The organism is Streptomyces sp. NPDC020597 (assembly GCF_044335095.1).
Taxonomy (GTDB): Bacteria; Actinomycetota; Actinomycetes; order Streptomycetales; family Streptomycetaceae; genus Streptomyces.
Genome location: NZ_JBIRUL010000002.1, coordinates 523,360 through 549,370, shown reverse-complemented (window position 1 = coordinate 549,370; position 26,011 = coordinate 523,360). Strand labels below are relative to the sequence as shown.

Genomic DNA, 26,011 nt, shown 5'->3' with positions numbered 1-26,011 from the left:
CTTTTCTCAGGTCAGGCGCTCCCGCTCGTACCCGATGCGGTGGCACAGGGCGGGGATCTCGCCGGACGTGAGCTTCGGCATCACCTGCGGCAGCTCCTCGAAGGCGCTGTCCCCGGTGACGAGGGCGTCGAGCGCCGGGTCGGCCAGCAGCTCCAGCGCGAGGGCGAGCCGGTCGGCGTAGGTGCGGCTGGAGCGGCGGGCCGGGGAGACGGCGCCGACCTGGCTGCTGCGGATGACCAGCCGGCGGGAGTGGAAGTCCTCGCCCAGCGGGAGGGACACCTTCCGGTCGCCGTACCAGCTCAGTTCGAGGACCGTGCCCTCGTCGGCGAGCAGCTCCAGGGAGCGGGCGAGGCCCTGTTCCGTCGCGCTGGCGTGCACCACGAGGTCGCGGCCGCCGAGCGCGTCCGCGGGAGTCGCGAAGTCGACGCCGAGCGCTTCGGCGGTCTTCGCGCGCGCCGGGTCGGCGTCGACCAGCTGTACCCGCACGCCGGGGAAGCGGGCGAGCAGCGCGGCCACCGAGCAGCCGACCATCCCGCCGCCGACCACCGCGATCCGGTCGCCCGCCAGCGGCGCCGCGTCCCACAGGGCGTTGACGGCCGTCTCGACGGTGCCGGCGAGGACGGCGCGTTCCGCGGGCACCGAGTCCGGCACGACCGTCACCGCCGACGCCGGGACGACGTACCGCGTCTGGTGCGGGTAGAGGCAGAAGACCGTGCGCCCGGCGAGCGACGCGGGACCCTGTTCCACCACCCCCACGTTGAGATAGCCGTACTTCACGGGTCCGGGGAAGTCGCCCTCCTGGAACGGGGCCCGCATGACGGCGTGCTGGCTCTCGGGCACTCCGCCGCGGAAGACGAGGGTCTCCGTGCCGCGGCTGACGCCCGACCACAGCGAACGCACCAGGACCTCGCCCTCGGCGGGGTCCGGGACATCGACGTGGCGGATCTCGCCTTCTCCCGGAGAGCTGACCCAGAACGCACGTGCGCCGGTCGACATCCACATCCTCCTGAACGATCGGGAACCTGTTCACGTACCGAGGTGTGCACAGTCCGCGCACAGTACGCGGCACTGATCATCTCTGTCATCTGGCCGGAGGAATGTGCGGTGGCCCTGAACAACACTTACGACGCAAGGCTGGTCCAGCAGGAGACCGCTGTGGGAGCGGGCGTGCAGATCCTGTTGCTGGCCCTGCTCGGCACGGCGATCGGCATGGGGCCGGCGGGCTGGGTCACCGGCCTCGTCTTCGCCATCGCCACCTGGGCGGTCCTCTCCCGGGCACTGCACCGCTCCAGCCTGCGCTCCTTCGGCCCGGCCAACCGGGTCACGCTCGGCCGGGCGACGCTGGTCGGCGGGGTGACCGCGCTGGTCGCGGACTCCTTCGAGAGCACTCCGCCGGTGACGCTGCTGGTCGGTCTGACGGCGGTGGCCCTGATCCTCGACGGCGTCGACGGAAAGGTCGCCCGCCGCACCAACACCTCGACGGCGCTGGGCGCGCGGTTCGACATGGAGGTCGACGCGTTCCTGATCCTGGTGCTCAGCGTGTACGTGTCGATGGCGCTCGGCCCGTGGGTCCTGCTCATCGGCGGCATGCGGTACGTGTTCGTCGCGGCGGCCCGGGTCGCCCCCTGGCTCAACGCCGCGCTGCCGCCGAGCACCGCCCGCAAGACGGTCGCCGCCCTGCAGGGCGTCCTGTTGCTGCTGGCCGGCGCCGATCTGCTGCCGTACGCCGCGAACTTCGCGGTCGTGCTGCTGGCGCTGGGCTCGCTGGTGTGGTCGTTCGGCCGGGACGTGCTGTGGCTGTGGCGGACCTCCCGGGTCGCGGCGCAGACCTCGGCGGAGAAGGTCCTGGAGCTCGTGTAGTCCCTCGTTTCGCGAGGGAGGGGCCCGGACCGTGCACTCGGTCCGGGCCCCTCCCCTTGAGCTTTTCGTGCCGTTACGAGCGCTTCGGGCGTGTCCGTAGGACGGCGAGGGCGGCTGCCGCGAGGCCGAGGACGCCGACGGCCAGCCCGGCGGCGCCCAGCCCGCGGGCGGTGGAGTCACCGGCGTCGGCCGCCTGTGCCGTGCCGGTCCCGGTCGCCGCGGCGTCCGTGCCGCCGGCGCTCTCGGGGGCGGCGGAGGGGGCTTCGGTAGCGCCGGCGCCCGCCGCCGGCGTCAGCTCGAGCACCGGCGCCGGGTTCTCCGGCTCGTCCGCTCCCGACGCGGCCTCCTCGATCCAGCGGACGGTCCTGCCGTCGGAGTAGGTCTGCAGCGTCTTGAAGGTCAGCCGGCCGGTGTCGTCGGGGAGCTGCCCGAAGGCGACGTCGAAGTCCTCGTACCCGCCGGGACCGATCTTCCCGCCGGTCCAGGTGATCTCGGAGGCGGCCTCGGTGATCGTGCCGTCGTCGGTCTTCACGGGCGTCCTGAGCCGCGTGGTGGTGACCTTCGCGGTCCAGCCGTCCTGCGGGCGGACCAGCACGCCGAGCACGGGATGGTCGGTGGGCAGGAAGACCTGCACCTCGGTGGTGCTCGCGGTGTCGTCCTCGTTGGGGACCCGGAAAGCGAGCACGCCGTCGGCAGCGCCCCGGGCGTAGCTCTCGGGGTGCACCGTGACGTGCGCGGAGGCGGCGCCGGCGGCGGCGAGGACCGCGGCGGCGGCGAGCACGGCGCCGAGACCGGCGCGGCGCAGGGCGGGGCGGGTCGTGGACCCGGACGCCGCGGAGCCGGACGCCGGGGACATGGGTGTCGAGGACATGGACGCCAGGGACATGGGTGTCGAGGACATGAGCAGGTGATCTCCGTACAGGAAGGGTGTGGTCCGGCTCGGGCCGGCCCGGGGTCAGATCGCGTACGGGACCGGGGTGGGCGGGCCGCGCCGGCTCACGGCGTGGCGGAGCCGCGAGGGCCGTGCGGGGACACGAGCCGGTGCGGCGGCGGGGACCGACGGCGCCGGCGGCGGTACGGGCGTCCCGCGCCACCAGGCGGCGAGGCCCGGCAGGAACGCCACCGCCCAGCGCAGCAGCGACCACAGGGCGGCCTCCCCGCGCCGCAGCCACCAGGAGGCGGCGATCGCGGCGAGGACGTGGGCCGCCGTGGCGTGCGGGGTCGCGGCCGCCGCGTGGGCGTGCAGGTGCATGCCGTGCGCGGACGTCATGGGCATCGCGGGCATGGTGCGCGCGGCCGCCCGGGAGCGGGCGGCGCCGAAGACGACGTGCAGGCCGGCCTGCGTGGCCAGCACGGCCGCGCCGATCCCGGGCAGCGAGCGCTCGCGGGCGCCGAGCAGCCATCCGGCGGCGAAGACCGCCAGGAAGCCGGCGCCGTCCGCGCACGGCGGGGGCGGGCTGCCGGTGGCGAGCCCGTGTCCGGCGGCGGCCAGCGCCACGCACACCGCGGCGAACACCGCGGCGCGCAGACTCCGGACGGCCGGGGACGCACTCATCGGGGGGATCCTGCCACGTCCACCCGGCACGTCGGTCACGGCCCGCGTTTTCACCCGCGGCGCGGCAGGAGCACGACGGCGGCGGCCGGCACGGCGGCGAGCACCAGCCAGGGGACGGCCGGGGGCAGTGCGGTGTCGAGCAGAGCGCCGGTGACCGCGCTGCCCAGCAGCACGATCAGCCCGGAGACCGAGGACAGCGCCCCGGTGTACAGACCGAGCCGGCCCTCCTCGGCGAGGTCGGGCACCCAGGCGCGGGCGGCGGGCGCGACGAGCATCTGACCGAGGGTGAGCAGTACGACGAAGGCGGCCGCGGGCAGCAGCCCGGCCGTGCCGGTCCGGCCGGCGGGGAGGGCGGCGGCCACGACGGCGAACCCGGCGGCGATCAGCGCGAGTCCGGCGGCCATCGACCGGCGGGGGCCGGTCCGCTCCCCCGCCCACCGGGTGACCGGCAGCTGGGCGGTCACCACCAGGAGCGAGGACAACGCGAACAGCCAGGCGAGCGGCGCCTGCGAACCGGCCGCCCGCTCGACCTCTGCGGGCAGGGCGAGGTAGAGCTGGTTGTAGGCGAGGAGGTAGGCGCCGTAGGCGCAGCACAGGGCGAGGAAGCGGCGGTTGCGCAGCAGCGGGCCCGCGCCGCCGCGCACACGCACGCGGGGGCGTCCGGGGAGGTGCCGCGGCAGCAGCCGGGCGTGACCGGCGAGCACGAGCACGAAGACCCCGGCGCCGGCCAGGCACACCGCGCGGAAGTCGACCTCGAGGAGCAGTGCGCCGAGCAGCGGTCCGACGAACGCCCCGGCCTGCCCGGCGACCGTGAACAGGGCCAGGACCCGGGTCCGCGGGCCGCCGCCGGCCGCCTCGTGCAGGACGGCCTGCCGCGCGGCCTCGGACTCGACGGCGGGCGAGAACAGCGCGGCCGCGAACCCGGTGAGGAGCACTGCCGCGACGACCGTCCAGGTCTGCTCCGCGTATCCGAGCCAGGCGAATCCGACGACGCGCAGCGCGCACCCGGCCAGGACGACGGGCCGTACGCCGTGACGGTCGGCGAGCGCCCCTCCGACGACGAACAGCCCCTGCTGGCTGAAGGTCCGCAGTCCCAGCACGAACCCGACCAGCCAGCCGGCCATGCCCACCGCGTCGCCCAGGTGCTCGGCGAGGAAGGGCAACACCGCGAAGAAGCCGACGTTGAAGGCGAACTGAGTGACAATCAGCAGCCTTGGCAGGGAGGGCAGTCCGGGCCCTGCCTTCGCCCCCCGGCGGACGCCGAGTCGCACCGCGGTCATCCTGCGCCCACCGACTCCGCACGGGTCGTGGGACGTTCACCGGAAGCCGCGCGGGAGCGTACGCCGACGCCGGGTTCCGCCGCACGGCGTCGCCCCGGGTTACGCCGCAGTCCGGCCGCCGTCACCGCGAGGGCGCCGAGCAGGGCGAGGGCGGCGGCGGGGGCGAGGACGGCCCAGGGGGCGCGTTCGGCGTAGGGCTGGTTCTCGGCGAGCAGCAGGCCCCATTCGGGGGAGGGCGGCTGCGCTCCGAGGCCGAGGAAGCCGAGGGCGGCCAGGGCGAGGGCGATGCCGGGCAGGCGCAGGAGGGCGTGGCGGGTGACCGGGGGCAGGACGGCGGGCAGGAGCTCGCCGGTGAGCAGGCGCCAGGGTCCGGCGCCGAGGGCGCGGGTGGCGGTGAGGTGAAGGGTCGCCCGTTCTTCGCGCAGCAGCGCGGAGGTGTGCGCGGCGAGCGGCGCCCAGGCGACGACGGCCACGGCGAGGACGGGCGTCCACGCCCCGCCGCCCCGGACGGCGGCGACCAGGAGCGCGGCGAGGACGGGCGGGACGGCGTTCACCGTGTCGACGAGCGGCCCGGACAGCCGGGGCAGCAGCCCGAGCAGGATGCCTGCCGCCAGCGCGGTCGCGCTGACCGCGAGGGCGAGGGCGAGGGTGTCGAGGGCGCCGTGCGCGACCCGGGCGAGGACGTCGCGCCCCAGTGCGTCGGTGCCGAACGGGTGCGCTGCGGACGGGGCTTGGAGGCGGACCTCGGTGTCGAGGGCGAGCGGGTCGCGGGGCAGACCGCACAGGACGACGGCGAGCAGCGCGCCGCCGTGGGCAAGGGGCGGGATCCGGCGGGGGCGCGGTGCGGGCCGGTGCAGGGCGTGCAGGGCCCCGTCGCGCAGGGCGGGTCCGATGAGCCGCCGGGCGGCGAGCCGGAGCACGGCGGTGGTGGCGGCCGCGAGCGCGACGAGCACGAGGACGCCCGCCTGGAGGACGGGCAGGTCCTGGGCGATCGCCGCCTGCAGGGTCGTCCGGCCGAGCCCCGGGATGTCGAAGATCTGCTCCACGGCGACGGAGCCGCCGGTCAGTCCCACCAGGAACAGCCCGAGGTTGGGCAGCAGTCCGGGCACGCAGCGGCGCAGCGCCTTGCGGGCGACGCTCGGGCCGGCCACTCCTCGGGCGGCCGCGGCGACCGCCCAGGGCTCGGCGAAGGCTGCGGGCAGCTGGTCGTCGAGGAGCCGCCCGAGGACGGCGCCGGCGGGCAGGCCGAGGGCGAGCGCGGGCAGCACGGTCCACTGCGGGCCGTACCAGCCGAGGGCGGGCAGCCACCCCAGCTGCACGCCGACGACCGTGGCGAGGACGGAGGCGACGAGGAACTCCGGCAGCGCCGCGAGCACGGCGGAGCCGGAGCCGCCGGCGGGCCGGCCGTCGAGGGCCCCTCGCGCACCGAGGCGCAGGGTGCGGGCGCACACGCCGGCGGCGGTGACCAGCGCGACGGCCAGGGCCGCCGTCACCAGCAGCAGTGACGCGCCCAGCGCGGCGAGGACGTCGGGTGTGACCCGCGCTCCGGAGATCCAGGACCGTCCGGCGTCCCCGCGCGGCAGGCCCGTCAGCCACTGCCCGAGCAGGTGCAGCGGACCGTCGTCCAGGCCGAGTCGGGCGCGGACGTCGGCGAGCGCCTGAGGGGTGGCGTCACGCTCGGCGGACTGTGCCTTGAGCACGGTGAGCGCCGGATCGGTGTGCGAGATCCACGGCAGCAGCCCGGTCCCGCACACCAGCAGCGCGGCCAGTACGGCACGCCACGCAAGCGTGCCCAGCCTGCTCGTCATCCCGTCAGCGCCGGGTCCCGGCGCCGACGAGGGTGCGCTCGTAGGGGTCGAGCAGCACACCGCGGACGTCTTCGTCGACGCCGGTGACGACGCGCTGGTGGACGAGCGGGACGACGGCGTCGGTGCGGAGCACCGCGGCCTCGGCGGCCATGGCGGCGTCCTGCCGTCCGCCGGTGTCGGCGACGGCCTGCGCCGTGCCCACGGCCCGGTCGACCCCCCTGTCGCAGAGCAGGGAGAGGTTGTAGCCGCCGCCGCAGGTGAAGTCGCTCGCCAGGAGCGACACGGGGTCGCCGGTGTCCAGGAGGCTGTTGCGGGCCCCGACGAAGGCGTCGAACTTCCCGGCGAGCGCGTCGGTCTCCAGCCGCGCGTACTCGCGCACCTCCAGCTTCACCGTGAAGCCGGCCTTCTCCAGCTGCTGCTTCAGCACCTGGGCCACTTCGGGGAGTTCGGGCCGGTTGTCATAGGTGGCGAGGGTGACGGAGGCGCCGCCGGGGGCAGCGGCCCTCGCTCGCCCGGCGGGCTGGACGCGCTTGTTCGCGGCCCAGGTGACGGCGGGGCCGTAGATGCCGGCGCCGGCGTCGGCGTGTCCTTCGTAGACGCCCTCGGCGAGGGCGGAGGGGTCGACGGCGGCCCGGGCGGCGGCGCGCAGCGCCGGGTCCTTGAAGACGCCCGACCCGGTGTTGAGGTGCAGGCTGGTGGTGCGGGTCGTGGCGGTCTCGCGGCGGGTGTCCGCGTCGAGGCCGGCGGCCTGGGCCACGGGTATCGCCTCGGCGACGTCGACCTGTCCGGTGCGCAGGGCGTTGGCGCGGGCCCCGCCGTCGGCGATGAACCGCACGTCGACGCCGGAGGCCTGGGCCCGGCCGCCCCAGTGGTCGTCGAAGCGGTCGAGGACCGCGGCGGTGGCCCCGTTCCGGCTGGTGAGTTCGAACGGCCCGGTGGCGGTGCCTGCCGGGTCGACGGCGTCCTTCTTCGCGTACGCCTTCGGTGACAGGACGGCGAGTTGGGGGCTGGACAGCCGCAGGGGAAGGACGGGGTCGGGCCGCGCGGTCGTGACGCGCACGCCCGTGCCGCCCTCCGCCTTCGCCGTGAGGGTGACGCCGGTGAGGGCGGCCGGGGCGGGCTTGGCGAGGGTGGCGCGGGTGAGGGACGCGGCGACGGCTGCGGGGGTGACGTCCGTGCCGTCCTGGAAGACGGCCTCGCGCAGGGTGAACAGCCAGCTGCGGTCGCTCTCGCGGCGCCACGATGCGGCGAGCGCGGGGGCGGCGGACCCGTTGGCGTCGAGGGCGGTCAGCCCCTCGGTGACGCCGAGCCTGCTGAGGATCGTCGCGTCGGCGCCGTACGGGGAGAGGTTCTCGGCGGGCGGGAAGGCGAGGGCGACACGCAGCCGGGCGTCGGCCCCGGCGGCGGACCGCTCGCCCTCGCCGTCGCCGCCGGATGCGGCGAAGCAGCCGGTGAGCAGCGGCGCGAGGCAGAGGGCGGCGAGGAGCCGGGGGCGGCGACGGAGCGGGGAGGCGAGGCGGGCCGCAGGAAGGAGTGGAGCGGGAGCGGTGTGAGGGGCGAGCGGGGCGGGAGGGGCGAATCGCATGGGGTTACCGGCCTGTGGTGCGGGGGCGGGGGGAGAGGTAGGCGGGGAGGAGGGCGTCGAAGGGGACGTCGAAGTGCACGATGCCCTGGCCGCCGTCCGCCTCCTCCCGTTCGTCGTGCACGACGGTGGCGAGCGACCGCCAGAACGCCTCGGCGCCTTCGACGGCGGGGTCGGTGTGCAGATAGACGGAGCGGTAGCCGCCGTCGGCGACCGCGAAGGCGAGCAGTTCGGCGACCAGTCGGCGGGCGAGACCGCGTCGGCGGTGCTCGGGACGGACGTAGACGCGGCGCAACTGCGCGGTCGTGCCGCAGGGATAGCGCTCGGCGACGTGCCGGGGGTTCGGCGGATGCGCGGGGCCGCGGGAGTCGAGGGCGGCGGTGGCGACGACCTCGCCGCCCCCGTCGCCGAGGCCGTCGGCGACCGTGACCGCGACCAGCAGGGTGTGGCGGTCGGGGGTGAGGTAGGCGGCGCCGGGATCGATGATGTCGCGGTGCCAGCGGGGCACGTACCCGCTGCCGAAGTCCCGGTAGACGGTGTCCAGCATGACGGCTCGGGCGCCGTCGAGGTCCTCGGGGCCCGCAGCCCTTATGCAGTAGTCACGCACTTGCACATCATATGCAGTAAGCGGGGCGAGGGTGATCACGACATCACCCCCAGGGCGTCGATTTGACAGAGATCATGAGGCACCCCTAAATCTAGCCACATGACATTCATTTTCAACAAGGCGCTGTGATGCGCGTCGCATTCGTGGGGAAGGGCGGGAGCGGCAAGACGACCCTGTCCGCCCTCTTCGCCCGGCGGCTGGCGCTCTCCGGGGCACCGGTGCTCGCCGTGGACGGCGACATCAACCAGCACCTCTCCGAAGCCCTGGACCCGGCCGGCACGACGCCGTTCACGGCCCCGCCGCTGGCCGCGCACCTGGGCGACGTCAAGGACCTGCTGCGCGGCGACAATCCGCGGATCGCCTCCCGTGAGGCGATGGTCAAGACGACCCCGCCGGGGCGCGGTTCACGGCTGCTGCGCCTGCTGGGCGACGACGAGCTGCACACCCGCCACGTCCGGCGCGTGGGCGGCGTGCCGCTGATGGTGACGGGCGCGTTCGACGAGAGCGACCTGGGGGTGGCCTGCTACCACTCCAAGCTGGGCGCGGTGGAGCTCTATCTGAGCCATCTGGTCGACGGCTCCGGCGAGTACCTCGTGATGGACATGACGGCGGGCGCCGACGCCTTCGCCTCCGGCCTGTTCGCCCGCTTCGACATGACGTTCCTGGTGGCCGAACCCACCCGCAGGGGCGTCTCCGTCTACCGCCAGTACCGCGACCACGCCCGCGAGTACGACATCCCCCTCGCCGTGGTCGGAAACAAGGTGACCGGCGAGGACGACCTGCTCTTCCTCAAGGAGGAGGTGGGCGACGACCTCCTCACCCACGTCGCCCTCTCCCCCTGGGTCCGCTCGGCCGAACGCGGCGCCCCGCAGGGCGAGTTGGAGGAAGCCAACCGGCACGCCCTGGACGTCCTGCGCAGCGCGGTCGACGCCCGCCCGAAGGACTGGCCCACCCTGCACGGCCACGCCGTCCGCTTCCACCTCCGCAACGCCCGCTCCTGGGCGAACGAGGCGACCGGCCAGGACCTGGCGTCCCAGGTCGACCCCGGCTTCACCCCCGGCCCGCTCTCCCTCCCCTGACCCGGCCGCACCCCTCCCCCCGCACACACCCGCGCGCATCCCGCACCGCCCCGCCGCCTCCCACCCCCCTTTCCTGACCCACCCACCACAGAAACCAGGACACCCATGTCTCTCGACGTCTCCCCGAAGCTCCTCGCCCAGGCCGAGTCCGGCGCCGTCCGCGAGGAGGACTTCGTGGACACGATCCGCACGTCCCTCCCCTACGCCTACGGTCTCGTCTCCGACCTGGCCACCCGACTCCACGGCGGCATCGCCGAGTTCGCCGACAACCAGACGCCGCCGTCCTCCGAGCAGGAGCGCGGCCAGCTGCTGCGCGCCCTCGCCAGCGACGCGATCCGCGGCAGCCTGGAACGCCACTTCGGCATCGCCCTGGCCTTCCAGAACTGCCACCGCGTCGCGGCCTTCCGCCCGCAAGCCCGCGGCGGCGCCACCCACACCCGCTTCACCTCCCAGCGCGCCCAGATCCTCAACCAGTCGGCGGAACTGCGGGACTGCTGAACCCCGAGGTCCCGGACACAACCGCCCGGTGGACACGAGCCCGCTCCCCCATGTCCACCGGGCCGTCCGTGTCCACCGGGCCCGGCCGGACGGCCTCAGGCGGCCTTTCGCCCCTGCTCCCGGTGACTGCGGATGATGTCCGCGTACCGGCGGCCGGCGCCCTTGACGGTGCGGGTCTGGGTGGCGTAGTCGACGTGGACGAGGCCGAAGCGCTGGTCGTAGCCGTACGCCCACTCGAAGTTGTCCAGCAGCGACCAGGCGAAGTAGCCGGCCAGCGGGGCCCCCTTGCGGGCGGCGGAGGCGCAGGCGGCCAGGTGCTTCACCAGGTAGTCCTGACGCTGCGGATCGTCCACCGTGCCGTCGGGGCGGACGACGTCGGGGAACGCGGAGCCGTTCTCGGTGACGTACAGCCTGCGCGCCCCGTACGCGTCGGTGAGGCGCAGCAGCAGGTCCTCGAGACCGCTGGCGTCGACCTCCCAGTCCATGCCGGTGCGCGGGACGCCGGCCTTGCGGACCGTGCGGACCCGGGGCGCCGGGCCGGTGGGGTCGTCGGCCACGGTCTGCGGGAAGTAGTAGTTCAGGCCCAGCCAGTCCAGCGGCGCGGCGATGGTCGCCAGGTCGCCTTGGCGCTCGGGGAGTTCGACGCCGTACACCTCGCGCATGTCGGCGGGGAAGCCCCGGCCGTGCACCGGGTCGAGCCACCAGCGGTTGGTGTGGCCGTCCATGCGGAGCGCGGCGGCGACGTCCTCCGGGCGGTCGGTGGCGGCGTGGATCGTGGAGAGGTTGTTGACGATGCCGACCCGGGCACCGGGAGCGGCGGCACGGATCGCCTGGGTGGCCAGGCCGTGGCCGAGGAGCAGGTGGTACGAGGCGCGGACGGCCGCCGTCAGGTCCTTGAGACCCGGCGCCATCGTGCCCTCGAGGTGCCCGATCCAGGCCGAGCACAGGGGCTCGTTCAGAGTGGCCCAGTGGGTGACGCGGTCGCCTAGGCGGCCGGCCACGACCGAGGCGTACGCGGCGAAGTGCTCGGCGGTCGCCCGCTCGGGCCAGCCGCCCCGGTCCTGGAGGACCTGGGGGAGGTCCCAGTGGTAGAGGGTGACCGACGGCGTGATGCCCGCCTCCAGCAGCCCGTCGATCAGCTGGTCGTAGAAGGCGAGGCCCCTGGCGTTGGCCGGACCGTCGCCGCCCGGCACCACCCGCGGCCAGGCGACGGACAACCGGTATGCGTCCGCGCCCAGTTGCCGCATCAGCGCGATGTCCTCACGCCAGCGGTGGTAGTGGTCGCAGGCGACGTCGCCGTTGTCGTCGTTCGCGATCTTGCCGGGGGTGTGGGAGAAGGTGTCCCAGATCGACGGCGCACGTCCGTCCTCGGCCACGGCTCCCTCGATCTGGTACGCCGCCGTGGCCGTGCCCCACAGGAAGTCGTGCGGGAGTGCGGCGAGGTCGATGGTCACGGAAGTCCCTTCGGAGGGTGCGGAGGAGGTCACTTGACGGCGCCCGCCGTCAGCCCGGCGACCAGATAGCGCTGGAGCAGCAGGAAGCCGGCGACCACGGGCACGCTGACGACGAGCGAGGCGGCCATGATCTGGTTCCAGTACACGTCGTTCAGGGTGGAGTAGCCCTGGAGTCCGACGGCGAGCGTGCGGGTGGTGTCGTCGGTCATGACGGAGGCGAACAGCACCTCGCCCCAGGCGGTCATGAAGGCGTAGACGGCGACGGCGACGATGCCGGGGAGCGCGGCCGGCACCACGATCCGCACCAGCGCGCCGAGCGGCCCGCAGCCGTCGACCAGGGCGGCCTCGTCGAGGTCGCGCGGGACCGAGTCGAAGTACCCGATCAGCATCCAGATGGAGAAGGGCAGCGAGAACGTCAGATACGTCAGGATCAGCCCGCCCCGCGAGCCGAACAGCGCGATGCCGGTGGCGTTGCCGATGTTGACGTAGAGCAGGAACAGCGGGAGGAGGAAGAGGATGCCGGGGAACATCTGCGTGGACAGCACGGTGACCGTGAAGACCCGCTTGCCCCGGAACTCGTAGCGGCTCACCGCGTACGCGCTGAACACGGCGATCACCACCGAGCAGACCGTCGCCGCACCCGCCACGATCAGCGAGTTCACGAAGTACCGGGCGAGCGGGACGGTCGTCCAGATGTCGATGTACGGGCGGACGGTCAGATCGCTGGGCAACCAGCGGAACCCGCCCGTGACGTCCGCGAGCGGTTTGAGCGAGCTCGAGACCATCACGTACACCGGCAGCAGCACGAAGCCGGTGAGCAGGGTGAGGAAGATCCGCCGGGACCAGAGGAAGGAACGCGGCGGCGCCGTGGGTGAGTCACCGCGCACGGGACGACCTCCGTCGCGAGGTGAGGGCGAGGTAGACGCCCGTCACGGCCAGCAGGAAGAGCAGCAGCAGGACCGACATCGCCGAGCCCGTGCCGAAGTTCCAGGTGACGAAGGACGCTTGGTAGATGTGGACCGAGATGAGGTCCGCGGCCTCCGGGGCGGCCCTGCCGAACAGGACGTAGGGGGTGTTGAAGTCGTTGAACGTCCACAGGAACAGCACCAGCACCAGCACCTGGTTGACCGGGCTCAGGGACGGCAGGGTGATACGGCGGAGCTGCTGCCACATCCCGGCGCCGTCCAGCGCGGCGGCCTCGTACAGCTCGCGCGGGATGTTCTGCAGGCCGGCCATCACGATGAGGAAGGCGAACGGCCAGCCCTTCCACACCGACACGGTGAGCAGCGCGTAGAAGCTGTTGTCCCCGATGAGCCAGAAGGACGGCTTGTCGGTGAGGTGCAGCTGGTCGTGCAGGACATGGTTCACCAGGCCGTTGTCGTGCTGGAACATGAAGACCCAGGTGATCACGGCCGCGTAGACGGGCAGCGCGTACGGCACCAGGAACAGCGCCCGCAGGAGTCCGCGGCCGCGGAAGGCGTCCTGCATGAAGACCGCCGCCGCCGTACCGACGACCCAGCACAGGCCGACCGACAGCAGGGTGAAGCAGACGGTGACGAGGAACGAGTGGAGCAGGGCCGCGCCGACGGGGGCGTCGAAGTCCACCGACACCCGGTAGTTGCCGAGGCCGGACCAGGGGGCCGTGTCCCAGTCGCGGATGTAGAACTGGGTGAGTTCCTTGAAGCTCATCACGATGCCGATCACCATCGGCGCCAGGTGGACGAGGAGTTCGAGGACCAGGGCGGGCAGGAGCAGCAGGTAGGGCAGTCCGACGCGGCGGAGGCGGCCGGGGCGCGGCCGACAAGTCCCGCCGCCGTCGGAGCGTACAGGAGGTTTCGCGACCTCGACGGTGGTGGTCATCGGGCTCACTTCGCCGGCATCTGCTGCTGCGCCTTGGCGAGCCCGGCCTTCACCGACTCGGTGGTGACCGCGCGGCCGGCGGCGGCGTCGGCGAACAGTTCCTTGACGGCCGTGCCGACCGCCGTCTCGAACTGCGACTCGTCGGCGACCTGGGGCAGCGCGGCGGCGCTCTTGGCGAGGGTGTCCTTGAGTACCGCGTTCGCGGGGGAGTCGAAGGCGGCGTCCGACTGGGCGGAGGCGACGGGCGGGATGGTGCTGTAGGCCGTGTTGAGGATCTTCTGCTCCTCGTCGCCGGTCATGAACTTCACGAACCTCCTCGCGCCGTCGAGGTTGTCGGTGTTCTTGAAGACCGCCAGGTTGATGCCCGCGACCATCGAGTTGACCTGGGCGCCGGCGCCCGGGGAGCCGGACTGCACGGGGACCGGGGCGATGCCGTACGCGTCCGCGCTCATGCCCTGGGACGCGAGGTTGGCGGACGCGGACTGCCACAGCAGCATCGCCGTCCTCCCCTTGGCGAAGTCGCTGACGGACTGGTTCTGCGCGTACTCGGCGTTGCCCTGCGGGACGACCTTGTCCTTCGCCATCAGACCGACGTACTGCTCGACCGCCGAGACCACGCCGTCCGAGGTGAAGTCGGGCTTGCCTGCGGCGGTGAAGAAGTCCGCGCCGTGCTGCCTGGCGAAAACGAACACGTGGTGGACGTTCTCCGCGACGTTCGCCCCCTCGGCGCCGAGGACCTGCTTGCCCTTCGCCTGGATCTTCTTGCCGTCGGCCACCAACTCGGCCCAGGTGGCCGGAGGTTGTGCGATGCCGGCGTCGGCGAAGATCTGCTTGTTGTAGTAGAGGGCGTACGCCATCGAGTACAGCGGCACCGCGGCCGGGTCCTGTCCCGCTGCGCCGGTCGAGCCGAGTGCGGAGGCCACGAAGCGGTCCTTGCCCCCGATCTTCGCGAGGTTCGCCTCGTTCCAGGGCAGCAGCGCACCCGTGGCCTGGAGCGACGCCGACCAGGTGTTGCCTATGTTGAGGACGTCGGGGCCCTGACCGGACGTGGTCGCGGTGAGGATCCGGTTGAGCAGGTCCGACCAGGGGACGACCTCCAGCTTCACCTTGATGCCGGTCTGCTTCTCGAACTTGTCGAGTTCCGGCTGGAGGACCTTCTTGTCCACCTCGATGCTCGCGCCCTGGTTGGAGGCCCAGTACGTCAGGGTCTTCGGCGAGTCGTTGGATCCCCCGCCGTCCGTCGAGCTCCCGCCGCCGCAGGCCGTGGCCGCGAGGGCGAGTGACATGACGACGGCGCCTGCGGCCGCGGCTCGAATGGTGCGCATGGGTCGGCTCCCGGTGTCATCAGGGCTTAATTTAGGACGTGAGTTAAACGGCGGAACGCGCCCACGTCAAGAGTCACGGCAGCGCCCCGACCCGGCCCCGACCCCCGCCCCGACACATCCCGGCACGGACAACCGCGGTCACACCACTTGACGCACACGTTCGGACAGTTGAAGCATTCAGCGCTGAGAGAGCGCTCTCAAGCACATGACCGTTCACTTCCTTTAGCCAGCCGCTCCCCGTGAGCGGTCCCGCACCGAGGAGAGCCGCCATGCCCCACGCCCAGCCGCCGTCGGACACCCCCGCCGTACGCCGCAGAGCCGTGCTCGCGGCCGCCGCCACGGCCGCGGCCGCCCCCGCGCTCACCGCACTGGCCGCGGCGCCCGCCTCGGCCGCACCGGCGTCCGCGGCCTCGCCCGGCGCGTCGTCCGGCGCCGCGTCGGCCGCCGCCTCGCGCGGCGGGCGTCGGTGCGCCCTGCCGGGCGGCGGCGATCTCGGCCCGAACGTCCTCGTCTTCGACCCGTCGACCCCCGACATCCAGGCCCGGCTGGACGAGGTGTTCCGGCGGCAGGAGTCGGCCCAGTTCGGCACCGGACGCTACGCCCTGCTGTTCAGGCCCGGCGTCTACCACGGACTCAACGCCCAGCTCGGCTTCTACACCTCCATCGCCGGCCTCGGCCTGTCCCCCGACGACACCACCATCAACGGCGACGTGACCGTGGACGCGGGCTGGTTCGGCGGCAACGCCACGCAGAACTTCTGGCGTTCCGCGGAGAACCTCGCGCTCGTACCGGCCGGCGGCGTCAACCGCTGGGCGGTCGCCCAGGCCGCCCCGTTCCGCCGGATGCACGTCCACGGCGGTCTCAACCTCGCCCCGTCGGGCTTCGGCTGGGCCAGCGGCGGCTATATCGCCGACAGCCGGATCGAAGGCGAGATCGGCCCCTACTCGCAGCAGCAGTGGTACACCCGCGACAGCGCGATCGGCAGCTGGCTCAACGGCGTGTGGAACATGGTCTTCTCCGGCGTCGAGGGCGCCCCCGCCCAGAGTTTCCCCAGCCCGCCGTACACCACGCTGGAGACGACCCCCGTCTCGCGGGAGAAGCCGTTCCTGTATCTCGACCGCGGCGGTTACCGCGTGTTCCTGCCCGCCAAGCGCACCGACGCACGCGGCGTGTCCTGGGGCCGCGGCACCCCGCGCGGAAGTTCGCTGCCCCTGTCGCGGTTCTACGTGGCCAGGCCCGGCGTCTCCGCCGCCACCCTCAACCAGGCCCTCGACCAGGGCCTGCATCTGCTGCTCACGCCGGGCGTCTACCACCTCGACCGGCCGATCCGGGTGAACCGCGCAGGCACCGTCGTCCTCGGCCTCGGTTACGCGACGCTCATCCCCGACAACGGCGTCACGGCGATGAAGGTCGCCGACGTGGACGGCGTGCGGCTGGCGGGCTTCCTCGTCGACGCCGGCCCGGTCAACTCCAGGACCCTGCTGGAGGTCGGTCCGCCGGGAGCGCGGCGCGACCATCGCGCGAACCCGACCACCGTGCAGGACGTGTTCATCAGGATCGGCGGGGCGGGCGCCGGCAAGGCGACCACCAGCATGGTGATCAACAACCGGCACACGATCGTCGACCACACCTGGGTCTGGCGCGCCGACCACGGCGAGGGCGTCGGCTGGGAGACCAACCGGGCCGACTACGGGGTCGTCGTCAACGGCGACGACGTGCTGGCGACCGGCCTGTTCGTAGAGCATTTCAACAAGTACGACGTGCAGTGGCACGGGCAGCGCGGCCGCACGATCTTCTTCCAGAACGAGAAGGCGTACGACGCCCCGGACCAGGCGGCGATCCAGAACGGCGCGCTGAAGGGCTACGCCGCCTACAAGGTCGGCGACGACGTCACCGCGCACGAGGGCTGGGGCCTCGGCAGTTACTGCTTCTTCAACGTCGACCCCACCATCGTCCAGCACCACGGCTTCGCCGCCCCGCAGGCGCCGGGCGTGAAGTTCCACGACCTCCTGGTGGTCTCGCTCGGCGGCCAGGGCCAGTACGAGCACGTGATCAACGACCTGGGCGCGCCGACGTCCGGCACGTCGACGGTGCCGTCCACGGTGGTCTCGTATCCCTGACGGCGACGGCAGCCCGCGGATCGACGCGCGCCCCGGTGCGCGCGTCGGCCGCACGGGGCCGGTGCCACCGACTCGGCCCGGCGCGTGCCGCGAACCCGGCAGGTTCGCGGCACGCGCCGGCGACCGCGCGAGCGGGCTCCCCTCGGCCCTCGCCGGGAGCTACCGCGCCGAGGGCCGAGCGGGCTCCCCTCGGCCCTCGCCGGGAGCTACCGCGCCGGTGTCGCCGTCGGCGCCGGGGCGTACCCCGTCGGACGGGCCGAGAAGGCGCCGCGGCCCTGCGTCCGGCTGCGCAACCGGGTCGCGTAGCCGAACAGTTCGGACAGCGGCACGGTCGCGGTGACGACCGCCGAACCACCGCGCACGGTCGAGTCGGTGACCCGGCCGCGCCGGGCGGCGAGGTCGCCGAGCACCCCGCCCACCGCGCTCTCCGGCACGGTGACCGTCACCTCGACGACCGGTTCCAGCAGCACCATCGCGCAACGACGCAGGGCCTCCCGGAGCCCGAGGCGGCCGGCCGTGCGGAAGGCCGTCTCGGAGGAGTCCTTCACGTGCGTCGCCCCGTCGGTCAGGGTGACCCTGAGGCCGGTGACCGGGTGCCCGCCGAGCGGGCCCTCGGCGAGGGCGTCCCGGCAGCCGGCCTCCACGGCACGCACGTACTCCTGAGGCACCCGTCCGCCGACGACCGCCGAACGGAACGCGAACCCGGTCGCGGCGCCGCCGTCCGCCCCCGGCGAACCCGTACCGTGCGATCCGGCACCGTGCGGTCCGCCGGCCGGCGATCCGGCGTCGAGTGGTTCGACGTCGAGCACGACATGCGCGAACTGCCCTGCCCCGCCGTCCTGTTTGACGTGCCGGAAGACGAGGCCGGACACGCCCCGGGCCACCGTCTCGCGGTACGTCACCCGCGGGCGGCCGACGGCGACCTCCAGCCCGAGGCTGCGGCGGATCTTCTCCACCGCGACCTCCAGATGCAGTTCGCCCATGCCCGACAGCACCGTCTGACCGGTCTCGGGGTCGGTCCTGACCACCAGCGACGGATCCTCCTCGGCCGACCGCGCCAGCGCCGACGCCAGACGGTCGGCGTCGGCGCCCGTACGCGCCTCCACCGCCACCGAGACGACCGGGGCCGCCACGCCGGGCGGCTCCAGGACGAGGGGCGCCTCCGGCGCGCACAGCGTCGAGCCCGCACGCGCCGCCTTCAGCCCCACGACCGCCACGATGTCACCGGCGACCGCCCGCTCCAGCTGGGCGTGCCGGTCGGCCTGCACCCGCAGGATCCGCCCGATCCGCTCGGTGCGCCGCGTACCCGACTCCCACACCGCGTCTCCCTTCTCGATCGTGCCCGAGTACACCCTGAGGTAGGTCAGCCGTCCCGTGGGCATGGCGGCGACCTTGAACGCGAGGGCCGCGAACGGCGCGTGCGGATCGGCCGGACGCCGCTCGCCGGCCGCGCCGCGCTCCCGGCCGGGGCCGCCGACCCCGCCGTCGACCCCGCCGTCGACCCCGGCCGCGCCGCGCACGGGCGGCACGTCCAGGGGGGACGGCAGATAGGCGACGACGGCGTCGAGCAGCGGCTGGATCCCGCGGTTGCGGTAGGCCGAGCCGCACAGCACGACCAGGCCGTCACCGGTGCGGGTGAGGTCGCGCAGGGCCGCGGAGAGCGTCCGTGCCGACAGCGTCCCCTGGTCGCAGAACTCCTCCAGGGCGGCGGGGTGCCGCTCCGCCACGGCCTCCTCCAGCAGCCTGCGCCGGCGCAGCGCCTCCTCCCGCAGTTCCGCCGGCACGGGTGTGTCGGCGGCCGTGTCACCGCCGTCCGCGCTCCAGGTCAGCGCCCGCATGCGCAGCAGGTCGACGACGCCCTCGAAGGCGTCCTCCGCCCCGATCGGCAGCTGTACGGTCAACGGCACGGGATGCAGGCGCTCGCGGACGGAGTCCACCGCGGCGTCGAGGTCGGCGCCGGCCCGGTCCAGCTTGTTCACGAACGCGATCCTGGGCACGCCGTGGCGGTCGGCCTGCCGCCACACGGACTCGCTCTGCGGTTCGACGCCGGCCACGGCGTCGAACACGGCGACCGCCCCGTCCAGCACCCGCAGGGACCGCTCCACCTCGTCGGCGAAGTCGACGTGCCCGGGGGTGTCGATCAGGTTGATCCGGTGGCCTTCCCACTCGCAGCTGACGGCCGCGGCGAAGATGGTGATCCCGCGGTCGCGCTCCTGGGGGTCGAAGTCGGTGACGGTGGTGCCGTCGTGGACCTCGCCGCGCTTGTGCGTGGTCCCGGTGGCGTACAGGATCCGCTCCGTGACGGTGGTCTTGCCCGCGTCGACGTGGGCGAGGATGCCCAGGTTGCGGACGGTGGACAGACGGGTGAGGTCACGATCGAGGTGGTTGCGCACGGCCCTTGGCCTTTCGGGGTGTTCCTGGGAACGGGCAGCGCGATGTACCGGACGAGGGTGCGACGGATCGAGGGTGCGAGAGTGCGGACAGGGCGTCCCGCGGTGAAGCCGACGCGACGATGATGGATCGTCAGATGTACGGCGTCGACTGCCTCTTGTTCGCTCGGGCCTACGTCAGGAGATCCGGTGCCGGCCGCGCTGCGGGCACCGGACGGACGAGGACACGAGGATCACCTCGTAGCGGGAACGGGGAGCGGCGACAGCGGTGTGGTCACGCACGGTCCGGCTCCCCTCGTGTCTCTCGGTACGGTGCGGCGCCCTGCGGCGGCCGCGTTCGGTCTGCTGCGAGTGTAGGAGCCGGGGAGCGGCCCGGCACGCGATTTTTGCCGTCGTCCGGGCAAAGGCCTCGGCCATCGCCCGGACGGGCCTGCCGTCAAGGCCAGGACGAAGAACGGGACTTGACTACTGCGTCGTGTAGAACCGCCTGCGCACGCGGCGCAGCCAGGCGTCGGCGGCTCTCTCGTCGGGCCGGTCCGGCAGGACGCTGCGCGTCTTGGCGAACGCCTCCTCGAAACCGCGCAGCAGCGGCAGCGCGGCGTCGGGATCGGCGGCGACCTCGTCGCCGAACCGGTGGTAGCTCTCCGGGTCGTCGACCCGGATCGTCAGCCGTCCCGTGGCGTAGAGCTCGTAGCCCTGGACGCACAGCCGCTTGAGATGCCTGGCGTGCTTGGCGCTGCGTCGGCGGCCGTCCTGCGCGGGAGCGCCCTCGCCGCGGTTGCGCAGCCTGCGGAACTGCTGCGTGGCGTAGCCGAGATAGGCGTCACGGACCCGCTGGGCGCTGAGCAACGTGGAGCGCAGCCGGATGAGTTCGTCGCCGAGCGGGGTGCGCACCTCGTACAGCTCGTCGGGCAGCCAGACGAGTTCCATGGCGGTCGGATTGCCGCCGAGCGCGAGCCTGCACCACTTCGCGGCCTCGTGCAGTGTGCGGTCGGGCGCCGTGCTGACGTGCGACTCCTTGGGAGTGTGCAGGCCGTGCAGTTCCTCGGTGGGGGCGGCGAACATGCCGAGCCGGTCCACGTCGGAGCCCTCGTGGGCGAGTCCGTAGGCGGTCGAGCCGACGACGCCGGACAGCAGGATGTTGGTGACGGTCACAGGTGCCCCCCGGTCGTTCCCCCGACGATGATCGTCCCGGCGCCGCGGTCGGGCTACGGGACCGCCATGATGCCCTGCCCCCGGTGCCGGTCACCTCGCATTTTCCCGGCGGCGCCGCGGACGCCGGGTCGCCCGGTGCCCGCGCCCGCGCCGCGGCGTCACCCGTACGACTCGTTGCGCTGGTCGAGCGGCCCGGCCGGTGGTGCCGTGGAGGGCAGGGCAGCCCGGCCCCGTCCTCTGGAGGTACCCGTGACCACCCCTCGTCCGTCGTCCCGTCCGACCTGTCCGCCCCGTCCGTCGGGCCCGGCCGGTCCGACCCGTCCGGGCCGGCCGGGCGGCCCGGTGCGGGCGCTGACCGCCGCCCTGGCCGCCGGAACGCTGCTCGTCACGACGGCCGGCTGCGGGGGCGGCGAGGACGGCGCGTCCGGCACGTCCAGCGCCGGCAGCGCCTCCAGCGTCGCGGCCTCGCCCGTGGCCGAACGGACGACCACCCCGTCCCCCGGCAAGGACACGCTCACACCGGCCGGCGCCCGGACCGCTCTGATCACCGAGGGCGACCTGGAGGACGACTGGACGCAGGTGTCGGAGAAGGAGGCCGCGTCCTGGGAGGACGAGCTGGTCGTCGGCACGGTCGACACCCAGCAGTTCCTCACGGGCAAGACGCAGGCCGCCGCCTGCCAGCGGCTGCTCGACGGGCTGTACGGCGACGACCTGCTGGGCCGCCCGTCGGGCGCGTCGGCGCTCACCGGCTTCACCGAGGGCGTCTCCCGGCTCCTCTACCAGGTCGGCGCGTACGACCGGGACGACCTCGACAAGTCCCTGGACTGGCTGGGATCCCTGACCACCGAGTGCGACCAGTTCACCGCGAAAGGCTCCGGCGGCACGCGCACCGTGCAGGTCGTCGCGATCTCCTCGCTGCCGAAGGTGGGCGACGCCCGGGAGGGCGTCACCGTCACGGTGAAGGGCACGTCCGGCGGCGCGCCGGTCACCCTCACCCTGGACGTCGCGGCCGTACGGGTGGGTGACGACGCGATCACCGTCACCAACGGCGGGTACCACGGGGTGGACCACGACAGCACCAAGGCCGCGATGACCCACGGCACCACCCGGCTCAAGGACGTCCGGGAGGGCCGCACTCCGGCCCCGGAGCCCAGCGAGTTCGACTGAGGGCGCAGTCCGGGCGCACCGGCTCGGCGGGCCGTCGGCGCACGCCCGTACGCCGTCTTCCCCGGTGCAGCGCCATGTGACATATTACTGGCGTGACCAAGCGACCGAGCGGTGACGTGGTGGTCGTCGGCGCGGGCATGGTGGGCGCCGCCTGTGCGCTGTACGCCGCGCGCGCCGGTCTCGACGTGATCGTGGTGGACCGCGGGCCGGTGGCGGGCGGCACCACCGGCGCCGGCGAGGGCAATCTCCTCGTCTCCGACAAGGAGCCCGGGCCCGAGCTCCAACTGGCCCTGCTGTCGTCCCGGTTGTGGCGCGAACTGGCTCAGGAGGAGCTCGCCGCCGCCGTGGAGTACGAGCCCAAGGGCGGTCTCGTGGTGGCGTCGACCGCGGCATCCCTCTCCGCCCTGACGGCCCTCGCGGCCGGGCAGCGCGCCGCAGGGGTACGGGCGGTCGCCGTCGACGCGGACCGACTGCGGGACCTGGAGCCGCACGTGGCGGACGGACTCGCCGGCGGTGTGCTGTACCCGCAGGACGCGCAGGTCATGCCGTCTCTCGCCGCCGCCCACCTGCTGCGCGCCTCGGGCGCACGGGTGGAGACCGGCCGTGCGGTGACCCGCGTCCTGCGCGGCCCCGACGGGGCGGTGCGCGGGGTGCGGACGGATCGCGGGGACATCCTCGCGCCCGCCGTGGTCAACGCGGCGGGCGTCGCGGCGGCGGAGGTCGCCTCCCTGGCCGGCGTCGACGTTCCCGTGCTGCCCCGCCGTGGCTTCGTCCTGGTCACCGAGCCGCTGCCGCCGCGCGTACGCCACAAGGTGTACGCCGCCGACTACGTCGCCGACGTGGCCAGCGACTCGGCGGCCCTGCAGACCTCCCCCGTCGTCGAGGGCACCGCCGCAGGACCGGTGCTGATCGGCGCGAGCCGGGAACGGGTCGGCTTCGACAAGTCCTTCTCGCTGCCGGTCGTGCGCGCCCTGGCCGCGGGAGCCACCCGCCTCTTCCCTTTCCTGGCGCACGTCCGGGCGATGCGCGCCTACGTCGGCTTCCGCCCGTACCTGCCCGACCACCTGCCCGCGCTGGGCCCCGACCCGCGGGTACCCGGGCTGTTCCACGCCTGCGGACACGAGGGCGCGGGCATCGGTCTCGCCACCGGCACGGGCCGGCTCCTCGCGCAGACGCTCACCGGCGCCGGCCCGGAGCTGGATCTGACGCCGTTCCGTCCCGACCGCTTCGACCGCTTCGACCGCACGCCCCGCACCCCGCGCCCCGGCCGCGTCGCCGGCCGCCCGGACCGTGCGGAATCCTTCGACGAGGAGGCCTCCCCGTGAATCCCCTGCGGTTGGTCCGGGCCCGTCCCGGCGCTGCGTTCACCGTGACCTTCGACGACCGGGAGATCGAGGCGCTGCCCGGGCAGACGCTGGCCGCCGCGTTGTGGTCGTCCGGTGTCACGGCCTGGCGCACGACCCGTGGGGCGGGCCGGCCGCGCGGGGTGTTCTGCGGGATCGGAGTCTGTTTCGACTGCCTGGTCACCGTCGACGGCCGGCCCGACCAGCGGGCCTGTCTGGTGCCGGCCGCGCCGGGGGCCGTCGTCCGCTCGCAGGCCGGGACGGGTCACGGTGAGTGAGCGCCGCCCCGTCCTCGCGGTGATCGGCGCCGGCCCGGCCGGACTCGCCGCCGCTCTGGCGGCCGCGGCGCGCGGCGTGCGGGTGGTGCTGATCGACTCCGCGGTCGAGGCGGGCGGGCAGTTCTACCGGCAGCCGGCGCGGGGCCTCGGCGCTCGGCGGCCCGAGGCGCTGCACCACCAGTGGCGCACCTGGGAGCGTCTGCGCGCGGGACTCGACGCCCATGTCGCCGCGGGCCGGGTGACGCACCTGAATGACCGTCATGTCTGGTGTGTGGAGCGGGAGTCGGGCAGCCTCGTCGTGCACGCGCTGCTGGGTCCGCAGCAGAGCGAGTCCGTCGCCGTGCGGGCCGACGCGGTGCTGCTGGCGACCGGCGGATACGAGAAGGTTCTGCCCTTCCCTGGCTGGACCCTGCCCGGGGTGGTCACCGCGGGCGGCGCGCAGGCGCTGCTCAAGGGAGGGCTGTCGCTGCCCGGCCGTACGGCCGTCGTCGCCGGCACCGGTCCCCTGCTGCTGCCCGTGGCGACCGCTCTCGCGGCGGCGGGCGCGCGGGTGGTCGCCCTGGTCGAGTCGGCCGGTCCCAAGGGTCTCGCACGCGGCGCCCGCGCGTTCGCCGCGGTCCCCGCGAAGCTCGCCGAGGGGGCGGCGCTCGCGGCCCGACTGGCTTTCCTGCGCGTGCCGGTGATGGTCCGTCACGTCGTGCTGGAGGCGCATGGCGCCGACCGGCTGGAGTCGGTCACCGTGGCCGCGCTGGACGCCGACGGCCGTCCCGTGCCCGGCAGCCGACGGCGGCTTTCCTGCGACGCCCTCGCCGTCGGTCACGGTCTGCTGCCGCACCGGGATCTCGCGGACGGGCTCGGCTGCCGCCCCGACGGACCGGGTGTGTGGGTCGACGCCGAGCAGCGCACCGACGTGCCCGGCGTCTGGGCCGCGGGCGAGAGCACGGGCGTCGGCGGCGCGACGCTGTCGCTGGCGGAGGGCCACATCGCCGGCCGGTCGGCGGCGGCCCGGCTGACGGGACGGGTCCCCGACCCGGACGGCTGGGCGCCGGCCGCCCGGACCCGTGACCGGCTGCGGACGTTCTTCGCCGCGCTGGACGCCGCGTACGCCGCACAGCCCGTCCGGTGGACGGAGCAGGTGACCGACGAGACGCTCGTGTGCCGCTGCGAGGAGGTGTCCGCCGGCGCGGTCCGAGAGGCCGTCGACGCTCTCGGGGCCGGTGACCTGCGGACCGTGAAACTGCTGACCAGGGCCGGCATGGGCTGGTGCCAGGGCCGCGTGTGCGAGCCCGGCGTGGCCGGCGTGGCGGGCTGCCCGCTCACCCCTGCGCGACGGCTGCTCGCCCGCCCGGTGCCGCTCGGCGTGCTGGCCGCCCAGGCCGAACCCTCGCTCGAACCTCCGGTCGAACCCCCGGCCAACACGTGACATGTCACACCTCGTTCCCACGTCACCGCCTGTGAAGGGACCCGTGCATGACCACCCCCGCCACATCCCCCGTGCCCGCCGCACCGCCGGTGCCCGCCGGCCCGTCGACGCCCGCCCGCTCCTCAGTCGTCGCCCCGGCTCCCACCGCCTCCCGCCGGCGCCCCTGGCACGGCGTCCTCGTCGCCACCGCGCTGCCGCTCGACGACGACCTCCGCGTCGACCACGACCGGTACGCCGAGCACTGCGCCTGGCTGGTGGCGAACGGCTGTGACGGCGTCGTGCCCAACGGCTCACTGGGCGAGTACCAGGTGCTCACGCCCGAGGAGCGCGCCAGGGTGGTGGAGACCGCGGTCGCCGCCGTGGGAGGGGCGCGCGTCATGCCCGGGGTCGCCGCGTACGGCTCGGCCGAGGCCCGCTCCTGGGCCGAACAGGCGGCCGGGGCCGGGTGCTCGGCGGTGATGCTGCTGCCGCCCAACGCCTACCGCGCCGACGAGCGGTCCGTCGTCGCCCACTACGCCGAGGTGGCCCGCACGGGCCTGCCGGTCGTGGCGTACAACAACCCCGTCGACACCAAGGTCGACCTGGTGCCCGAACTGCTGGCGCGGCTGCACGGCGAGGGTCACGTCCACGCCGTCAAGGAGTTCTCCGGCGACGTCCGCCGCGCCTACCGCATCGCCGAACTCGCCCCGGAACTCGATCTGCTGGTGGGCGCGGACGACGTACTGCTGGAGCTGGCCGTGGCCGGCGCGAAGGGCTGGGTGGCCGGCTACCCCAACGCGCTGCCGAGGGCCTCGGCGGAGCTGTACCGGGCGGCCGTCGCCGGCGACCTCACCACCGCGCTCCCCCTCTACCGCGAACTGCATCCGCTGCTGCGCTGGGACTCGCGCGTCGAGTTCGTCCAGGCCATCAAGCTCTCGATGGACGTCGTGGGCCGGCACGGCGGCCGCTGCCGTCCGCCGCGGGTCCCGCTGCTGCCGGACCAGGAGGCGGCCGTCCGCGCGGCCACCGAGAAGGCCGTCGCCGCCGGTCTCGCATGACGCGGCCCCGCCCTGGGCCCCCGCGGCGCGCACGCCGCCCGAGACGCGCACGTCGCCCGGCCCACGGCCGGCGGCCCCGCAGCGGACCACGGCAGAGCGCCACGGCGGACCGCCGCAACAGATCACAGGACGGACCGCCACGGCGGACGACCACAGGTTCCACCCGTCCGCGGCGCACGACACGCGGCCG

General features: G+C 74.1%; 22 protein-coding genes. 9 read left to right on the top strand and 13 right to left on the bottom strand.

Annotation, left to right across the window (positions count from 1 at the left end; all coding sequences use genetic code 11):
- Positions 1-6: 6 nt before the first annotated feature.
- The gene (locus ACH4ZA_RS06005; RefSeq protein ID WP_319281860.1) at positions 7-996 is read right to left on the bottom strand and encodes a zinc-binding alcohol dehydrogenase; all 990 of its coding nucleotides are present in this window, start codon (positions 994-996) and stop codon (positions 7-9) included.
- A 108-nt stretch (positions 997-1,104) separates the two neighbouring features.
- Here ACH4ZA_RS06005 and ACH4ZA_RS06000 point away from each other — a divergent pair, with 108 nt between their 5' ends.
- The gene (locus ACH4ZA_RS06000) at positions 1,105-1,860 is read left to right on the top strand and encodes a CDP-alcohol phosphatidyltransferase family protein (protein WP_319281858.1); all 756 of its coding nucleotides are present in this window, start codon (positions 1,105-1,107) and stop codon (positions 1,858-1,860) included.
- Positions 1,861-1,933: 73 nt separating this feature from the next.
- On the opposite strand, the gene ACH4ZA_RS05995 is transcribed toward ACH4ZA_RS06000, so the two are convergent.
- The 6 genes from ACH4ZA_RS05995 to ACH4ZA_RS05970 all read right to left on the bottom strand — a co-directional run bounded on the left by ACH4ZA_RS05995 (position 1,934) and on the right by ACH4ZA_RS05970 (position 8,692).
- Positions 1,934-2,716 carry a YcnI family protein gene (locus ACH4ZA_RS05995; protein ID WP_398428262.1) on the bottom strand — a complete coding sequence of 261 codons (783 nt, stop codon included), beginning with the start codon at positions 2,714-2,716 and terminating at the stop codon, positions 1,934-1,936.
- Between the two features lie 99 nt (positions 2,717-2,815).
- Positions 2,816-3,415, bottom strand: a complete 600-nt coding sequence (locus tag ACH4ZA_RS05990) for a hypothetical protein (RefSeq protein ID WP_319282087.1) — start codon at positions 3,413-3,415, stop codon at positions 2,816-2,818.
- A gap of 50 nt (positions 3,416-3,465) precedes the next feature.
- A complete protein-coding gene (locus ACH4ZA_RS05985; RefSeq protein WP_398428236.1) occupies positions 3,466-4,695 on the bottom strand; it encodes an MDR family MFS transporter in 1,230 nt (409 codons plus the stop codon).
- Positions 4,692-6,503 carry an ABC transporter permease subunit gene (locus ACH4ZA_RS05980; RefSeq protein WP_398428234.1) on the bottom strand — a complete coding sequence of 604 codons (1,812 nt, stop codon included), beginning with the start codon at positions 6,501-6,503 and terminating at the stop codon, positions 4,692-4,694. Before ACH4ZA_RS05980 ends, ACH4ZA_RS05985 begins: the two co-directional genes overlap by 4 nt.
- 4 nt (positions 6,504-6,507) lie before the next feature.
- Positions 6,508-8,088, bottom strand: coding sequence for an ABC transporter substrate-binding protein (locus ACH4ZA_RS05975; RefSeq protein WP_398428233.1), 1,581 nt, complete (start codon positions 8,086-8,088; stop codon positions 6,508-6,510).
- Positions 8,089-8,092: 4 nt separating this feature from the next.
- Positions 8,093-8,692 (bottom strand): GNAT family N-acetyltransferase, encoded by a 600-nt coding sequence (locus ACH4ZA_RS05970; RefSeq protein WP_398428231.1) that lies wholly within the window; start codon positions 8,690-8,692, stop codon positions 8,093-8,095.
- Between the two features lie 128 nt (positions 8,693-8,820).
- Here ACH4ZA_RS05970 and ACH4ZA_RS05965 point away from each other — a divergent pair, with 128 nt between their 5' ends.
- Both ACH4ZA_RS05965 and ACH4ZA_RS05960 read left to right on the top strand, forming a co-directional pair.
- The gene (locus tag ACH4ZA_RS05965) at positions 8,821-9,771 is read left to right on the top strand and encodes an ATP-binding protein (protein ID WP_319282099.1); all 951 of its coding nucleotides are present in this window, start codon (positions 8,821-8,823) and stop codon (positions 9,769-9,771) included.
- A gap of 105 nt (positions 9,772-9,876) precedes the next feature.
- Positions 9,877-10,269, top strand: a complete 393-nt coding sequence (locus ACH4ZA_RS05960) for an SCO5389 family protein (protein WP_398428229.1) — start codon at positions 9,877-9,879, stop codon at positions 10,267-10,269.
- Between the two features lie 95 nt (positions 10,270-10,364).
- Here ACH4ZA_RS05960 and ACH4ZA_RS05955 read toward each other — a convergent pair whose 3' ends face one another.
- Genes ACH4ZA_RS05955 through ACH4ZA_RS05940 form a run of 4 tightly spaced genes read right to left on the bottom strand, consistent with a single transcriptional unit; the run spans position 10,365 to position 14,908 of the window.
- Positions 10,365-11,723 (bottom strand): GH1 family beta-glucosidase, encoded by a 1,359-nt coding sequence (locus ACH4ZA_RS05955; protein WP_398428228.1) that lies wholly within the window; start codon positions 11,721-11,723, stop codon positions 10,365-10,367.
- Between the two features lie 29 nt (positions 11,724-11,752).
- Complete coding sequence (locus ACH4ZA_RS05950) at positions 11,753-12,610, bottom strand: carbohydrate ABC transporter permease (RefSeq protein WP_398428226.1); 858 nt, start codon at positions 12,608-12,610, stop codon at positions 11,753-11,755.
- Positions 12,600-13,583, bottom strand: a complete 984-nt coding sequence (locus ACH4ZA_RS05945) for a carbohydrate ABC transporter permease (RefSeq protein ID WP_398428225.1) — start codon at positions 13,581-13,583, stop codon at positions 12,600-12,602. The genes ACH4ZA_RS05950 and ACH4ZA_RS05945 overlap by 11 nt, the downstream gene beginning before the upstream one ends.
- 5 nt (positions 13,584-13,588) lie before the next feature.
- The gene (locus tag ACH4ZA_RS05940; protein WP_398428224.1) at positions 13,589-14,908 is read right to left on the bottom strand and encodes an ABC transporter substrate-binding protein; all 1,320 of its coding nucleotides are present in this window, start codon (positions 14,906-14,908) and stop codon (positions 13,589-13,591) included.
- Between the two features lie 269 nt (positions 14,909-15,177).
- On the opposite strand from ACH4ZA_RS05940, the gene ACH4ZA_RS05935 reads away from it, so the two are divergent.
- Positions 15,178-17,028, top strand: coding sequence for a coagulation factor 5/8 type domain-containing protein (locus ACH4ZA_RS05935; protein WP_398428222.1), 1,851 nt, complete (start codon positions 15,178-15,180; stop codon positions 17,026-17,028).
- A 206-nt stretch (positions 17,029-17,234) separates the two neighbouring features.
- Here the strand turns inward: ACH4ZA_RS05935 and fusA are convergent, their stop codons facing one another.
- Entirely contained in the window at positions 17,235-19,421 is a 2,187-nt protein-coding gene (gene fusA, locus ACH4ZA_RS05930) for an elongation factor G (RefSeq protein WP_398428220.1), read from the bottom strand.
- Positions 19,422-19,883: 462 nt separating this feature from the next.
- Complete coding sequence (locus tag ACH4ZA_RS05925; RefSeq protein WP_398428218.1) at positions 19,884-20,573, bottom strand: DNA polymerase beta superfamily protein; 690 nt, start codon at positions 20,571-20,573, stop codon at positions 19,884-19,886.
- Between the two features lie 249 nt (positions 20,574-20,822).
- On the opposite strand from ACH4ZA_RS05925, the gene ACH4ZA_RS05920 reads away from it, so the two are divergent.
- From ACH4ZA_RS05920 to ACH4ZA_RS05900, 5 genes are all read left to right on the top strand, one after another.
- Entirely contained in the window at positions 20,823-21,740 is a 918-nt protein-coding gene (locus ACH4ZA_RS05920) for a hypothetical protein (protein WP_398428217.1), read from the top strand.
- A 92-nt stretch (positions 21,741-21,832) separates the two neighbouring features.
- Complete coding sequence (locus ACH4ZA_RS05915) at positions 21,833-23,065, top strand: NAD(P)/FAD-dependent oxidoreductase (protein WP_398428215.1); 1,233 nt, start codon at positions 21,833-21,835, stop codon at positions 23,063-23,065.
- Complete coding sequence (locus ACH4ZA_RS05910; protein ID WP_398428213.1) at positions 23,062-23,361, top strand: (2Fe-2S)-binding protein; 300 nt, start codon at positions 23,062-23,064, stop codon at positions 23,359-23,361. Before ACH4ZA_RS05915 ends, ACH4ZA_RS05910 begins: the two co-directional genes overlap by 4 nt.
- Positions 23,354-24,784 carry an FAD-dependent oxidoreductase gene (locus ACH4ZA_RS05905; protein ID WP_398428211.1) on the top strand — a complete coding sequence of 477 codons (1,431 nt, stop codon included), beginning with the start codon at positions 23,354-23,356 and terminating at the stop codon, positions 24,782-24,784. The genes ACH4ZA_RS05910 and ACH4ZA_RS05905 overlap by 8 nt, the downstream gene beginning before the upstream one ends.
- A 47-nt stretch (positions 24,785-24,831) precedes the next feature.
- Complete coding sequence (locus ACH4ZA_RS05900) at positions 24,832-25,821, top strand: dihydrodipicolinate synthase family protein (RefSeq protein ID WP_398428210.1); 990 nt, start codon at positions 24,832-24,834, stop codon at positions 25,819-25,821.
- Positions 25,822-26,011 lie beyond the last annotated feature (190 nt).

Coding starts and splice junctions, on each gene's coding strand:
- ACH4ZA_RS06005 (WP_319281860.1), bottom strand. CDS start 996: ATGTCGACCGGCGCACGTGCGTTCTGGGTCAGCTCTCCGGGAGAAGGC.
- ACH4ZA_RS05995 (WP_398428262.1), bottom strand. CDS start 2,716: ATGTCCCCGGCGTCCGGCTCCGCGGCGTCCGGGTCCACGACCCGCCCC.
- ACH4ZA_RS05990 (WP_319282087.1), bottom strand. CDS start 3,415: ATGAGTGCGTCCCCGGCCGTCCGGAGTCTGCGCGCCGCGGTGTTCGCC.
- ACH4ZA_RS05985 (WP_398428236.1), bottom strand. CDS start 4,695: ATGACCGCGGTGCGACTCGGCGTCCGCCGGGGGGCGAAGGCAGGGCCC.
- ACH4ZA_RS05980 (WP_398428234.1), bottom strand. CDS start 6,503: ATGACGAGCAGGCTGGGCACGCTTGCGTGGCGTGCCGTACTGGCCGCG.
- ACH4ZA_RS05975 (WP_398428233.1), bottom strand. CDS start 8,088: ATGCGATTCGCCCCTCCCGCCCCGCTCGCCCCTCACACCGCTCCCGCT.
- ACH4ZA_RS05965 (WP_319282099.1), top strand. CDS start 8,821: ATGCGCGTCGCATTCGTGGGGAAGGGCGGGAGCGGCAAGACGACCCTG.
- ACH4ZA_RS05960 (WP_398428229.1), top strand. CDS start 9,877: ATGTCTCTCGACGTCTCCCCGAAGCTCCTCGCCCAGGCCGAGTCCGGC.
- ACH4ZA_RS05945 (WP_398428225.1), bottom strand. CDS start 13,583: ATGACCACCACCGTCGAGGTCGCGAAACCTCCTGTACGCTCCGACGGC.
- ACH4ZA_RS05940 (WP_398428224.1), bottom strand. CDS start 14,908: ATGCGCACCATTCGAGCCGCGGCCGCAGGCGCCGTCGTCATGTCACTC.
- ACH4ZA_RS05935 (WP_398428222.1), top strand. CDS start 15,178: ATGCCCCACGCCCAGCCGCCGTCGGACACCCCCGCCGTACGCCGCAGA.
- ACH4ZA_RS05900 (WP_398428210.1), top strand. CDS start 24,832: ATGACCACCCCCGCCACATCCCCCGTGCCCGCCGCACCGCCGGTGCCC.